The organism is uncultured Gordonia sp. (assembly GCF_937858515.1).
In the GTDB taxonomy this organism is placed as follows: Bacteria; Actinomycetota; Actinomycetes; order Mycobacteriales; family Mycobacteriaceae; genus Gordonia.
On record NZ_CALLZT010000027.1, the window covers coordinates 1 to 13,238 of the forward strand.

The following is a 13,238-nucleotide window of genomic DNA, read 5'->3' on the forward strand; positions in this document are numbered from 1 at the left end:
TGGCCGTCACCTTCGTGTGGCTGGGCATGGTGTGCGCGATCTCGTTCATCGAGGCGCCGCTGAAGTTCCGGGCGCCGGGAATCACCATCCCCCTAGGGCTTGGTATCGGGCGCTTGGTGTTTCGCGCGCTCAACGGCGTCGAAACCGTGTGGGCTGTGGTGCTGATCGCGACGGTGTTCGTCGGTTCGTTCGCCGGCACCGGCATCGGGATCGCACTGGCCGTCGCGGTCGTCGCCCTCGCCATCCAGATCGTCGGAGTCCGGCCGGCGCTGACCAAACGTTCGGATGCGGTGCTGGCGGGCGGTGATCACTCCCAGCGCAGCCACGCCCACCTTGTCTATGTCGGCTTCGAGATCGTCAAGGTGGCCGCGCTGATCACCCTCGGCGTCCTGACGCTCACGGCCTGATCGACAAACATGACACCACTTACCCGGCCCCGCAACAGTGTTGCCGGGCCGGGTAAGTGGCTGTGTCACAACGAGTGTCTACTGCTTCTTCTTGACCTCGGCCAGCAGCGCCTGGTGATCGGCGAGGATCGCGTCGGCGATGCCCTTCAGATCCGGGACGGTGTGCGGGCACGATATGATCCCGAAGTCGAGGCTGCCGTTGTAGCTCTGCAGCGTGATGTTGAGAACCTGGCCGTCAACGATCATCGACACCGGGTAGAACTCCAGCATCTTCGCGCCGCACAGATACATCGGCCACTGTGCGCCCGGAACGTTGGAGATGGTGACGCTCGGCATGGCCTGGCCGGCCATGTTGGACCGCTGCGAAGCACGGGCCACCATGCTCGTCAAACCAGGTGTGGCGAAATCGCCGAACTCGATCATCTGCGCCATCGGGAGTGCGTCGTGCATCTCCTTCGCCGACTTCATCGCCTCGTTCACGGCCTTGAGCCGTTCGAGCGGATCGTCCACGTCGGTGGGCAGTTCGGTGTAGATCATCGACACCTGGTTGCCGAGCGCACCCTTCTGCGATTCGGAGCGGATCGATACCGGGACGCTGGCCGTCAGCGGCTTGTCCGGCAGGGCGTCGTGTGCTTTCAGCCACGTCCGCAGTCCGCCGGCGCACTCGGCCATCACCACGTCGTTGACGGTGGCACCGAGCGCCTTCTTGATCTGGCGGACCTCGGCGAGCGGAATGCGGAACGGTTCCCAGATCCGCCGATTGGTGGGCTTGGCATTGAATACTGTGTTGTGAGCCGTTCCGGTGACTGCGGTCGACGCCATCATCGGCGCCAGCTTGGCGATGTTCGGCGACTTCTGCACCAACTCGGTGAACACGTCCCACTGCAACTTGGCCGCCTTGAGCGGTCGCAACGCATTGGCCGTCATTGCCGAGGTCATCAGACTCAACGCATCCGGTATGGGCTCGGGCGTCCACGGCTGCGGGGGCGGATTGTTCTGGTCGGCGTCGGGATCCCGATCGAGGAGAATCGAGTTGATGTCGTTGCCCGAGCCACCATCGATCAGCGAATGGTGCACGGTGCTGACCACTGCGGTCTTGCCGCCCTCGAGCCCGTTGATCACGGCCATTTCCCACAGCGGCCGCGAGCGGTCGAGTGGTTTGGCCACGATGCGCGAGACGATCTCTTTGAGTTGATCCATTGTGCCGGGCGCTGTGATGCCGACATCGTGGATGTGTGCCTTGATGTCGAAGTCCGGATCGTCGCACCAGTACGGCTGGTCGAGATCCAGCGGCACCGTCACGAGTTTGTGTCGGAACACCGGCAGCAGATGGATGCGCGACATCATCCGCTCCTGCAGTCGCGCTGCCGTGATCGGCTCGGCCGCGTTGGCCGAGTCGTAGATCGCCACACTGCTGACATGTCCATATACGGGCCCGGTCTCTATATTCAGGAAGGACGCGTCGAGCCCCGATAGTTGCTTCATGAGAAACCCTGTCTGTTAGGGGTATACAGAGGTGGAGCGCGAGTCTGACCGGTACCGGGCGGTGGCTTGGCCGCCCGGCACCGGCGGCCGACTACTCTCCTGAGAGAATCCGCCGCGGCACGTCGACAAGCATGGTGTCGATGTCCGCCTGCGTGACGCCACGTTCCAGGGCGTAGGGGAACACGTCCTCCAAGAGGTGGGTGTAATGCCACTGCGGCAGATACGCCATCACCTCTGGCTGAATCCAGTCGATATAGCAGGAGGCGTCCTGGGAGACAACGATCTGTTCGGCGTATCCGCGGCGCACCATCTCGATGAGCGTGTCGGCGCGCGCCTCGAAGGTGGTGGCGGTGTTGATACCGAACCGGTCGAAGCCGAGGATGAAACCGGCCTCGGCGAGCTCGGTGAGGTGGTCGCAGTCGGTGGTGTCGCCGCTGTGTCCCAACACGATTCGTCCGGGGTCGACGCCCTCCTCCTCGACCATCACCTGCTTGACGTGCAGTCCGGCCTTGGTGTCGGGGTGGGTGTGCACGGTGATCGGAACACCGGTTTCCACGTGGGTCTTGGCGACCGCACGCATCACCCGCTCGACGCCAGGGGTCAGACCCTGATGCTCGATCGCGCACTTGAGCATGCCCGCCTTGACACCGGTGCCGGCGATGCCGTCGCGGATGTCACCGATGAACATCTCGACCATCGGATCGGGCACCTCCGCGCCCACGAGCTCGTTCAGCGCCGGGCCGCGGATGTCGAAGAAGAACGGCACCTCGGTGTACGTGTACACACCCGTGGCCACCACGATGTTCAGCGGAACCTGTTCGGCGATCGTCTGGATCCGCGGGATGTAGCGCCCCAGTCCCACGACCGTCGGGTCGACGATGGTCCGCACCCCCGCGTCGTAGGCCTTCTGGAGTTTTGTGACGGCGTCGGTGATCCGATCCTCTTCGGAGCCCCATTCGCCCGGATAGTTCGTCTGGACGTCGGCCGTCAGCACAAACACGTGTTCGTGCATCAGGGTGACTCCGAGGTCCGCGGAATCGACCTGCCCGCGGACAGTCTGAATCTCACTCATCGTTGTTGACCTTTCAGTGAAGACGGGAAGTCAACGAGCATCCGACGCCGACCGCCCGGATCGGAACACGGCCGACCTACCCGGCGCGGCGATACCGTGTGCCGGGCCGGGTGAAGCCGACCGCGTACCTGGGGTTGTGCTACTTCTTCTTGGTGGCCTCCGCCAGCAGCGCCTGGTGATCGGCGACGATCGCGTCGGCGACACCCTTGAGATCGGGAACCACGTTGGGGCAGGACACAATACCGAAGTCGAGGCTGCCGTTGTAGCTCAGCAGGGTGATGTTGAGGACCTGCCCGTCGACGATCATCGACACCGGATAATTCTCCAGCAGCTTGGCGCCGCACAGGTACATCGCCCACTGCGGACCAGGCACATTCGAGATCGTGACGCTCGGCATCACCTGTCCGGCCATGCTGATCCGCTGCGACGCGCGGGCCACCATGCTGGTCATACCGGGGGTGGCGAAATCACCGAACTCGATCATCTGCGCCATCGGGAGTGCGTCGTGCATCTCCTTCGCCGACTTCATCGCCTCGTTGACCGCCTTGAGCCGTTCGAGCGGATCATCGACATCGGTGGGCAATTCGGTGATGATCATCGACACCTGATTGCCGAGCGCACCCTTGGTGGAGTCATCCCGGATCGACACCGGAATGCTGGCCGTCAGCGGCTTGTCCGGCAGACAATCGTTGGCGGACAGCCAATTACGCAAACCACCGGCACAAATCGCCATCACCACGTCGTTGACCGTGGCGCCGGTGCTCTTCCGGATCTGCCGCACCTCGGCGAGCGAAACACGGAACGGCTCCCAGATCCGGCGGTTGGTGGGCTTGGCATTGAACACCGTGTTGTGGGCCGTGCCGGTGACTGCGGAAGAGGTCATCGACGGCGCCAGCTTGGCGATATTCGGCGACTTCTGCACCAGCTCGGTGAACACATCCCACTGCAGTTTCGCCGCTTTGAGCGGCCGCAACGCGTTGGCGGTCATCGCCGAGGTCAGCATGCTCAGCGGATCGGGCGTCGGCTCGGGGTTGTACGGCTGCGGCGGCGGATTGGTCTGATCGGCATCCGGATCACGGTCGAGCAGAACGGAATTGATGTCGTTGCTGGACCCGCCGTCGATCAGCGAGTGATGCACCGTGCTGATCACCGCTGTCTGGCCGTCCTCTAGTCCGTTGACGACCGCGATCTCCCAGAGTGGCCGGCTGCGGTCGAGCGGCTTGGCCACGATCCGTGAGGCCAGCTCCTTGAGCTGATCCCGGCTGCCGGGTGCGGCGATGCCGACATCGTAGATGTGGGCATTGATGTCGAAGTCGGGATCGTCGCACCAGTAGGGCTGGTCCAGATCCAGGGGCACCGACACCAGCTTGCGCCGGAACACCGGAATCAGGTGGATTCGTGACATCATCCGTTCGCGCAGCCGGGCCGCGGTGAGCCGCTCGGCGGCGTTCTCCGAGTCATAGATCGCGACGCTGCTGGTGTGGCCGTAGACGGGCCCGGTCTCGATATTCAGGAATGCGGCATCCATTCCGGTCAGTTGCTTCATGAAAATCCTTGTCTGTCAGAGATATACAGAGAGCAAGCGCCGAACTTCAGCCGCGGGCGGCAGCCTTGGCGGCCCGGTACTCGTCGACCGCCGCGATCAGCGGATCCCGGTCGATCGCGCGCTTGAGGATCTTGCCGGACGGCCCCTTCGGGAGTTCATCGACGAAGACCACCGCGCGCGGATACTTATATGCCGCAAGCCGTTCGGTGCACCATGCGGTGACCTCCTCGGCTGTCAGCTCCGAGTCCGGCTTCGGTGCGACCACGGCCACGACCTCCTCGCCGTAGTGCGCGTCGGGGACGCCGACGACCGCAGCCTCGACGATCCCCGGATGCGCATAGAGCGTCTCCTCGATCTCGCTGGGGTACACGTTGTATCCACCGCGGATGATCAGATCCTTGGCGCGGTCGACGATCCGGAGGTTGCCCTCGGTGTCGAGCTCACCGATGTCGCCGGTCTTGAGCCAGCCGTCGATGAGCGTCTCAGCAGTGGCGTCGGGACGCTTCCAGTAGCCGCGCATGACGAACGGTCCCTTGACGAAGACCTCGCCACGCTCGCCGACCGGAACCGAATTGCCTTCGCCGTCCCGAACCTCGAGCTCGGAGTCGTACACCGCCAAACCGACTGTGCCCTGCGGTGCGGCGATGCCCGGACGCGAGAACGTTGCCAGGCCGCAGGTTTCGGTGAGGCCGTAGCCTTCGAGGATGGCGCAGCCGAAGCGCCGCTTGAACGCCTGCATCACTTCGAGCGGCAGCGACGCACCACCGGAGACGGCGAGCCTGAGCTTGTCGAAGGCACCGGGCTCCACGTCGCCCGGAACATGCAGCATCGCGTTCCACATCGTCGGCACACCACCGACCGCGGTCAGGCCGTCATTGACGATCATGTCGATGAAGTCCTTGGGATGGAATCGCGCCATCAGGCTCAGCGGCGCGCCCGCCTCCATCGCCGCGAGCATCACCGACGCCTGGCCGAAGACGTGGAACAGGGGCAACGCGGTGCCCACCGCGTCGGCGTCGGTGTATTCACCGAGCCTGCCCGAGATTCCGGCCGCGGACTTCAGGTTGCCGACGGTCAGCTCTGCGCCCTTGGGCCTGCCTGTGGTGCCGGAGGTGTAAAGAATGCAGGCGATGTCATCGATTTCCCGGTCGACGGGTGCGTCGATGGGTGTACCCGACGTCGCGGCGGCACCGGATTCGAGCGCCACGAACTCGATGCCCGCGGTCTCGGCAGCCGTGCGCGCAGCCTCGGAGATCCCGTCCCACGCGATGACGAGCTTGCACCCGGCGTCCTCGATGTAATAGGCGAGCTCGGTGGGTGTGCACAGCGGATTCGCGGGGAGGACGACCGCCCCGCACGCGTTGATACCGAAGTAGGCGATCGCGAACTCGGGAACTGTCGGCGCAATATAGAGCACGCGGTCGTCGGCCTCCACGCCCTTTTCACGCAGCATTCCCGCGTAGGCCAGGATCGCGTCGGCGGCCTGCTTGTAGGTGAATTCGGTGCCACTGCCACGCAGCGCGATGTTGTCGGGCCGTTCGGCCGCGTGCTTGTTGATTGCGTCGGACAGACTTGGCATATCGGAACTTCTTCCTCGGTTGATGGATGGCCCGCGCATGCCGCGTGCCCTGATCGGAAGGTGCGGTCATCGATCCCACCGTCGTCGATGACCTCGGGGTCAGGCGGAACCGGAATCCGCTGTGATATCTGGAGTTTCGGCCGAATCGGCGTGCGTCGCATGATCGATGATCGCGAGTGTGAAATCCCGCTGCGCCTCCAGCAGGCGTTTGGCGACCTGAAAATTCGCCTCGACGACCTCCTGAGGGGTCGGCAGCCCCGGCAGAGTCGGGAACCGGCCGTTGAGGTCGGCGAGGTTGAAGCCGGGCGGGACGAGGTTGATCTCCTTGTCCAGGGTCGGCAACGCCTCCTTGATGTGGCGCATCGCGGTGATCCACTGATTGGTCAACTGATTGGTGAGTTCGAAATAGTCGGACATCCCGCGGCCTCGTTTCCCTGATCGCCTGCGTGTTCGTGGTCGCTAATCTTCCTCGACCATCGATTTGTACAGCTGGATGAGCGCCTTGCGCTGACTTTCCTTGAGCCGCTTGTCCTTGGAGATGGCGTTGACCACCGCGTCCTTGTCGTCACCGGCGAGAGCATTGGGCAGCCAGGTAGCCATCCGGATCAACACGTCGGGAGAGAGGTTGAGACCCTTGGCGAGATCGGTGAGCACCTGCGCGGACGGCAGCGAGGCCGCCATTTCCTTGCCCTTCTCCAACTGGCTGACATAGGAGTCCGACACGTCGGCCGCGCGGGCGAGAGACCGCACCGAAACCTGGGCAATTTCTCGCTGCGCCTGGATGAACCGGCCGAGGTCCGCAAGCGCCTGACCGTCGAATGGGTTGGTCACCACACCTCCTCTCGACGCCCTGGGCGCCGCGAGTCGTAGTTGAGTTCAAGTTCAATAGCAGTGTGCCCTACATCACAAGTATACGCAAACATGATCCAGTATCTATGTGCGTAGTTGCATAGTGCGTAGGTGCACAGGTAGGTTGTGGCCATGGCGCTCGAACACGCAATCATGGTGTCGCTGGCCGAAAGACCCGGCACCGGCTACGAGATCGGCCGTCAGTTCGAGCGATCGATCGGCCATTTCTGGTCGGCCACCCACCAGCAGATCTATCGCACGCTCAAGAAGCTGCACGCTGACGGCCTGGTCGCCTACGAGGCGGTGCCCCAGGACGGCCGGCCCGACAAGAAGGTGTACACGCTCTCGGACCGGGGCCGCCGCGCGCTGGCTGAGTGGGCAGTCAGCCCCACCCCCGTCGCGCCCCTGCGCAGTGACCTCGGTGTCAAGCTCCGCGCCGCCGAATTCGGGGACCTTGCCGCCATCATCGGCGAGATGAAGAAGCACCGCGACGAGCACCTCGCGCTGCTCACACTCTTCACCGGATTCGAAACCGACTACTACCCCGCACCCGACGACCTGACCGGCCGCAAGCTCCACCAATATCTGGTGCTGCGCGGTGGAATCCGCAACGAACAGGGTCAGGTCGAGTGGTGCGACGAGGTCATCGCCGCCCTCGAACGCGAACTCTCCCACGGCTGATCCCCCGACGACAGCCATCCATCACAGGTAAACCCAGAAAGGCGGAGCCATGACAGCCCCCACGACTCCCAACCCGCACTACCCGAAACTGTTCGAACCGTTGGCCATCGGCGGCCTGACCCTGCCCAACCGGATCGTCATGGGCTCGATGCACACCGGTCTCGAAGATCGGCTCTGGGACACCGACAAACTCGGCGCCTACTACGCCGAACGCGCACGAGGAGGCGTCGGGCTCATCGTCACCGGCGGATTCGGCGTCTCACGCACCGGCCTGCTGCTGCCGTTCGCGGGCAAGATCACCAACCGGATCGACGTCGAGCGGCATCGCCGGATCACCCGCGCGGTACACAAGGCCGACGGCCGCATCGCAATGCAGCTGATCCACGCCGGCCGCTACGGATACACCCCGTTCAAGGTGGCTCCCGGCACGGATCCCTCCCCCATTCACCCGTTCAAGCACATCCGGATGACCGAGCCGATCATCCGGCACGTCATCCGGTCCTTCGGACAGGCTGCCAAGAATGCCCGACGCGCCGGCTACGACGCCGTCGAGATCATGGGCGGTGAGGGCTATCTCATCAATCAATTCCTGTGCCCGCACACCAACGACCGCACCGACAAATGGGGCGGCTCCACCGAGAACCGGCAACGATTCCTCGTCGAGATCATCAAAGAAATCCGCCGCCAGGTGCCCCGCGATTTCCCGGTGATTCTGCGCCAGTCCATCGCCGACTTCGTCCGCAAAGGCCAGACCTGGGACGAGATCGCCCAAATGGCCCGCAAAGCAGAGGAATACGGCGTCGACGCGATCAACACCGACATCGGCTGGCACGAGGCGCAGGTGCCCACCATCGTCACCTCGGTGCCCCGCGCCGCGTTCGTCAAATTCACCGAACGGCTCCGAGACGAGGTGAGTATTCCACTGATCGCCAGCAACCGCATCAATACTCCCGAGGTGGCCGAGGAGATTCTCGAACGCGGTCGCGTCGACGCGGTATCGATGGCCCGGCCCATGCTCGCCGATCCCGATCTACCCAATAAGGCCAAAGCCGGTCACGCGGACGAGATCAATACGTGCATCGCCTGCAATCAGGCCTGCCTCGATCACGCGTTCGTCGGAAAGAAGGTGTCCTGCCTGCTCAATCCGCGAGCCGGCCGCGAAACCACGCTGACGCTCGGCCCCACCCGGCGCGCCAAGCGGATCGCGGTGATCGGTGCCGGACCGGCCGGATTGTCCGCCGCCGTGTCGGCCGCGCAGCGCGGTCACCGCGTCGACCTGTTCGAGGCCGGATCGGCCATCGGCGGCCAGTTCTCCATCGCCGCAAGGATTCCCGGTAAAGAAGAATTCAGCGAGACTCTCCGCTATTACACGCGGCAACTCGAGGTGCTGGGTGTGACCGTCCATCTCGGCAAGCGGGTGACCGCCGACGAGATCATCGAGCAGCGTTTCGATCACGTCGTCATCGCCACCGGAGTGACTCCGCGGCGCCCCGACATTCCCGGCATCGACCATCCGATGGTCATGTCGTACGCCGACGCCGTACTCGGCCACCGTGAGATCGGTAAGCGGGTGGCAGTGATCGGCGCGGGCGGAATCGGTTTCGACGTCACCGAATTCCTCACCGTCGACGAATCCCCCACCCTGAACCTCAAGGAATGGGAACAAGAATGGGGCGTCAGCGAGGATCTGTCGCGCCCCGGTTTCGTCACCAAACCCCGACCGCTGCCCGCCACCCGCGAAGTCTTTCTCGTGCAACGCAAGTCGGGCGGACAAGGTAAAGGCCTGGGCAAGACGTCGGGCTGGGTGCACCGGGCCAGCGTCAAGATGAAAGGCGTGGAACAGATCTCGGGCGCCACCTACGACCGTATCGACGACGCCGGCCTGCACCTGAGCTTCCGTGACGACGACGGAAACGTCACCGAGACAAGGCTGTTGGAGGTCGACAACATCGTGATCTGCGCCGGCCAGGAATCGGTACGCGATCTGGTGGATCCGCTGACCGTCGCCGGTGTGCGCACCCACATCATCGGCGGCGCCGACGTGGCCGCCGAACTCGACGCCAAACGCGCCATCCGCCAGGGCACCGAGGTGGCCGCCGGCATCGGCTGACGCCTATCCGTCGCCGAGTTTTCGGTAGAAGCTGCCGACGATGGGGGCGATGATCGCCCGGGGACTATAGCCGCCGGCCACCGACATGCCCTTCGACAGGATCCCGGGGACCACGCGCATCTTGTTGCGGTCCAGCGCATCCAGGCTCATCTCGGCAACTGCCGCCGAGTTGTGCCACAGGAAATCCGGGACCATCTTGTCGACGATCGATTGGTCCTCGGGTGCCGGTGTGTGGGTACGCACCGGCCCCGGGGCCAGTAACGTCACGTGCACACCCTGCCGGGCCACCTCCCCGCGCAGGGATTCGCTGAAGGTGTTGACGAAAGCCTTGGTGGCGGCGTAGGTGGCGTTATTGGGGATCGCCATGTTGCCGGCCGCCGACCCGACCATCAGAATGCCGCCGGAACCGCGTTCCACCATCTGCGGCAGCACCGCCAGCGTCAGGTCGTGCACAGCGGTCGCATTCAGCCGGACCTGTGCGCGTTCGTACTCGGCGTCGAGTTCGCTGACCGGCCCGAACGTTGCGATACCCGCGTTGTTGCACAGAATTGAGATCTCGCGACCGGCGAGTTCGGCCGCGAGGACTTCCACCGCCTCGGACACCGACAGGTCGACGGCCCTGATCTCCACGGCCACCGTATCCGAACGCAGTTCGGCAGCAAGCTCTTCGAGCAGTTCACCGCGCCGGGCGACGACGATCAGCGAATGCCCGCGCGCGGCCAGCGCCCGTGCGAGCTCTCTGCCGATCCCGGACGATGCGCCGGTGACGACGGCGCGGGCGGACGATGACGGTGCGGGTATGGCCATGCCGTCATCGTAAACGCAGCCGTAATATCCCCCGTCGCTCCGCTCGCCCCGACATCCCCCGTCGCTCCGCTCGCCCCGACATCCCCCGTCGCTCCGCTCGCCCCGGTCGCTACCGTCGGCGCTTGCGTCCGGTCCCGAAGATGGCCCGGCTGAACTCGCGTCCCGCGGCCGATGCCGCCGAACGCAGGAAGCTCTGCATCGGTTTGCTCGTCAACACCTCGGTGACGACGCTCTTCTCCTCGGGTTCCTTCTTGCGAGACGTTCTCTTCGCGGGCGCCGGGGCTGGTGCGGGAACCAGCGCGGGAGCCTTCCTCATGGGTTCCTCCGGAGGTACCGCCTTGGCCGCGAGCCGCTCATACGCCGAGTCCCGGTCGATCGCCTGACCGTACTTGGCGTACAGCGGACTCGCGGTGGCTGCGGCCTTGATACCCGCCTCGCCCACCGTATCCATCAATGAACGCGGCGCGCGAATCACGGTCCACGCCACCGGGGTCGGCGCACCCTTCTCCGACAACACCGTCACGATCGCCTCGCCGGTACCGAGGGAGGTGAGGGCCTCGTCGATCTTGTACACGTCCGACACCGGGTACGTCTTGACCGTGGTCTTGAGTGCCTTCTGGTCGTCGGGGGTGAATGCGCGCAACGCGTGCTGAATTCGTGCGCCCAGCTGTGAGCGCACCGAGTCCGGGATGTCGGTGGGCAGCTGGGAGCAGAAGAACACGCCGACGCCCTTGGATCGGATCAGTTTGACCGTCTGCACCACCTGCTCGACGAACGCCTTCGACGCCCCACTGAACAGCAGGTGCGACTCGTCGAAGATGAACACGAGTTTGGGTTTGTCGATGTCACCGACCTCGGGCAGGAACTCGAACAGGTCGGCCAGAATCCACATCAGGAATGTCGAGAACAGCGCGGGCCCAGCGGCCTGATCGCCGAGTTCGAAGAGGGTCACGATGCCGCGGCCGTCGGCGCTGAGCCGGATGAGGTCGGCCGGTTCGATCTCCGGTTCACCGAAGAAGGTGTCGCCGCCGTCGTGTTCGAGGTTGGTCAGCGCCCGCAGGATCACGCCGGCCGTCTGCGTCGACACCCCGCCGATCGCCTTGAGTTCCGGTTTACCCTCGTCGCTGGTGAGGTAGGCGATGACCGCCCGCAGGTCCTTGAGATCGAGCAGGGGCAGACCCCTCTGGTCGGCCCAGTGGAAGATCAGGCCCAGCGTCGATTCCTGGGTGGCATTGAGGCTGAGCACCTTGCTGAGCAGGATCGGGCCGAACGAGGTGATGGTGGCCCGGATGGGGACGCCGATCCCCTCCCCGCCCAGCGAGACGAACTCGACCGGGTTCTGTTGTGGGGCCCAGTCGTCGCCGGTCTGCTGTGCGCGCGCGACGATCCGGTCGTTGGACACGCCCGGACGTGACAGCCCCGACAGGTCGCCCTTGATGTCGGCCATCACCACCGGCACACCGTTGGAGCTGAGTTGCTCGGCGATCGCCTGCAAGGTCTTGGTCTTGCCGGTGCCGGTGGCGCCGGCGATGATGCCGTGCCGGTTCATCATCGCCAACGGGATCCGCACCCTGGCGGTCGAGTCCACCTGCCCGTCGACCATCACCGTGCCCAATTCGAGCGCCGCACCTTTGAACGCGTACCCCTCGGCGATCTTCTGGGCCGGACTCGCCTGGGCAGGACTCTCCTGGGCCGCCGTAGCGGGCGTGACGCCGGGATCGGCGCTTGGCGCGTCACCTGCCGGTACAGGTGTGGCCTCGTTCGGATCGGTCACCGGTGGGTCCTCTCATCGGCGGATGCGGTGTTCACAGACCTCACGATGGTATGCCGAACCACACCAATCGTCGCGGAGCGGACACCACACGTGTTGGTCGGCGTTCAGCAGCGCCCGGGCCCTCACGGCCGGATATGCCCTAAGGTCGACGTGTGCAGGACAAACTCGTATGGATCGACTGTGAGATGACCGGGCTGCGCCTCGAATCGGACAAGTTGATCGAGATCGCGGCCCTGGTCACCGACGGCGACCTCAACATTCTCGGCGACGGCGTCGACGTCGTCATCCACGCCTCCGACGAGGATCTGGCCGCCATGCCGGACGTGGTCACCAAGATGCACGCCGCCTCGGGGCTGACCGAGGAGGTGCGCGCGTCGACGGTGACGATCGAGCAGGCCCAGGAACAGGTCCTCGCCTACCTACGCAAATACACCACCACCGGCGCGGTACCCCTGGCCGGCAATTCGATCGCCACCGACCGCGGCTTCATCGCCCGCGACATGCCCGAACTCGACACCCACCTGCATTACCGGATGGTCGACGTCAGCTCCATCAAAGAACTGTGCCGCCGCTGGTATCCGCGGATCTACTTCGGCCAGCCGGAGAAAGGTCTCGCACACCGCGCCCTCGCCGACATCCGTGAGTCGATCCACGAGCTGCGCTACTACCGCGCCGCCGCCTTCGTCCCGCAGCCCGGCCCCGACACCGACGAGCTCGCCGCGATCGTCAAAACGCTCGGACCTGCGTAAACACGACACCCGATAACCGATTGGCATTTCTGCCCGGTCACCCGCTAGAGTATGTTCCTGGCTCTGGAACCCGGTGCTCAACGCCCTGGTTTCCGACGCCGATGGTGAGTGTAGTTCAGTTGGTAGAGCACCAGGTTGTGATCCTGGCTGTCGCGGGTTCGAGTCCCGTCACTCACCCC

The 13,238-nt window shown here is 64.6% G+C and carries 12 protein-coding genes and 1 tRNA gene; 5 read left to right on the plus strand and 8 right to left on the minus strand.

What is annotated here, in order from left to right; genetic code table 11:
- On the plus strand, positions 1–407 hold a 407-nt coding region (locus Q0627_RS02060; RefSeq protein WP_298807469.1), incomplete at its 5' end, for a hypothetical protein.
- Positions 408–485: 78 nt separating this feature from the next.
- Here the strand turns inward: Q0627_RS02060 and Q0627_RS02065 are convergent.
- The 6 genes from Q0627_RS02065 to Q0627_RS02090 all read right to left on the minus strand — a co-directional run bounded on the left by Q0627_RS02065 (position 486) and on the right by Q0627_RS02090 (position 6,920).
- On the minus strand, positions 486–1,892 hold the full coding sequence (locus tag Q0627_RS02065; RefSeq protein WP_291020495.1) for a wax ester/triacylglycerol synthase family O-acyltransferase: 1,407 nt from the start codon (positions 1,890–1,892) through the stop codon (positions 486–488).
- 91 nt (positions 1,893–1,983) lie between these two features.
- The gene (locus tag Q0627_RS02070) at positions 1,984–2,964 is read right to left on the minus strand and encodes a phosphotriesterase (RefSeq protein WP_291020493.1); all 981 of its coding nucleotides are present in this window, start codon (positions 2,962–2,964) and stop codon (positions 1,984–1,986) included.
- A gap of 139 nt (positions 2,965–3,103) precedes the next feature.
- Positions 3,104–4,510, minus strand: a complete 1,407-nt coding sequence (locus Q0627_RS02075; RefSeq protein ID WP_291020489.1) for a wax ester/triacylglycerol synthase family O-acyltransferase — start codon at positions 4,508–4,510, stop codon at positions 3,104–3,106.
- Positions 4,511–4,556: 46 nt separating this feature from the next.
- Positions 4,557–6,089: an AMP-binding protein gene (locus Q0627_RS02080; protein ID WP_291020487.1), complete on the minus strand. Its 1,533-nt coding sequence runs from the start codon at positions 6,087–6,089 to the stop codon at positions 4,557–4,559.
- 99 nt (positions 6,090–6,188) lie between these two features.
- On the minus strand, positions 6,189–6,506 hold the full coding sequence (locus Q0627_RS02085) for a hypothetical protein (protein ID WP_291020485.1): 318 nt from the start codon (positions 6,504–6,506) through the stop codon (positions 6,189–6,191).
- Between the two features lie 42 nt (positions 6,507–6,548).
- The gene (locus tag Q0627_RS02090) at positions 6,549–6,920 is read right to left on the minus strand and encodes a helix-turn-helix domain-containing protein (protein ID WP_291020483.1); all 372 of its coding nucleotides are present in this window, start codon (positions 6,918–6,920) and stop codon (positions 6,549–6,551) included.
- A gap of 150 nt (positions 6,921–7,070) precedes the next feature.
- Here Q0627_RS02090 and Q0627_RS02095 point away from each other — a divergent pair, with 150 nt between their 5' ends.
- Complete coding sequence (locus tag Q0627_RS02095; protein ID WP_291020481.1) at positions 7,071–7,619, plus strand: PadR family transcriptional regulator; 549 nt, start codon at positions 7,071–7,073, stop codon at positions 7,617–7,619.
- A 49-nt stretch (positions 7,620–7,668) separates the two neighbouring features.
- Positions 7,669–9,729 carry an NADPH-dependent 2,4-dienoyl-CoA reductase gene (locus Q0627_RS02100; RefSeq protein WP_291020479.1) on the plus strand — a complete coding sequence of 687 codons (2,061 nt, stop codon included), beginning with the start codon at positions 7,669–7,671 and terminating at the stop codon, positions 9,727–9,729.
- A 3-nt stretch (positions 9,730–9,732) separates the two neighbouring features.
- On the opposite strand, the gene cmrA is transcribed toward Q0627_RS02100, so the two are convergent.
- Positions 9,733–10,536, minus strand: coding sequence for a mycolate reductase (gene cmrA, locus Q0627_RS02105; protein ID WP_291020477.1), 804 nt, complete (start codon positions 10,534–10,536; stop codon positions 9,733–9,735).
- A 109-nt stretch (positions 10,537–10,645) separates the two neighbouring features.
- Positions 10,646–12,190, minus strand: a complete 1,545-nt coding sequence (locus tag Q0627_RS02110; RefSeq protein WP_291020607.1) for a helicase HerA-like domain-containing protein — start codon at positions 12,188–12,190, stop codon at positions 10,646–10,648.
- A gap of 272 nt (positions 12,191–12,462) precedes the next feature.
- On the opposite strand from Q0627_RS02110, the gene orn reads away from it, so the two are divergent.
- Together orn and Q0627_RS02120 are read left to right on the plus strand one after the other, a co-directional pair.
- Positions 12,463–13,059 (plus strand): oligoribonuclease, encoded by a 597-nt coding sequence (gene orn, locus Q0627_RS02115; RefSeq protein ID WP_291020475.1) that lies wholly within the window; start codon positions 12,463–12,465, stop codon positions 13,057–13,059.
- A gap of 104 nt (positions 13,060–13,163) precedes the next feature.
- Positions 13,164–13,236, plus strand: a tRNA-His gene (locus Q0627_RS02120).
- Positions 13,237–13,238: the final 2 nt, after the last annotated feature.

Bases quoted from the DNA above. Each gene is read 5' to 3' on its own strand.
- Q0627_RS02100 (WP_291020479.1), top strand. From the start codon at position 7,669: ATGACAGCCCCCACGACTCCCAACCCGCACTACCCGAAACTGTTCGAA.
- Q0627_RS02075 (WP_291020489.1), bottom strand. From the start codon at position 4,510: ATGAAGCAACTGACCGGAATGGATGCCGCATTCCTGAATATCGAGACC.
- Q0627_RS02070 (WP_291020493.1), bottom strand. From the start codon at position 2,964: ATGAGTGAGATTCAGACTGTCCGCGGGCAGGTCGATTCCGCGGACCTC.
- Q0627_RS02095 (WP_291020481.1), top strand. From the start codon at position 7,071: ATGGCGCTCGAACACGCAATCATGGTGTCGCTGGCCGAAAGACCCGGC.
- Q0627_RS02065 (WP_291020495.1), bottom strand. From the start codon at position 1,892: ATGAAGCAACTATCGGGGCTCGACGCGTCCTTCCTGAATATAGAGACC.
- cmrA (WP_291020477.1), bottom strand. From the start codon at position 10,536: ATGGCCATACCCGCACCGTCATCGTCCGCCCGCGCCGTCGTCACCGGC.
- Q0627_RS02080 (WP_291020487.1), bottom strand. From the start codon at position 6,089: ATGCCAAGTCTGTCCGACGCAATCAACAAGCACGCGGCCGAACGGCCC.
- Q0627_RS02085 (WP_291020485.1), bottom strand. From the start codon at position 6,506: ATGTCCGACTATTTCGAACTCACCAATCAGTTGACCAATCAGTGGATC.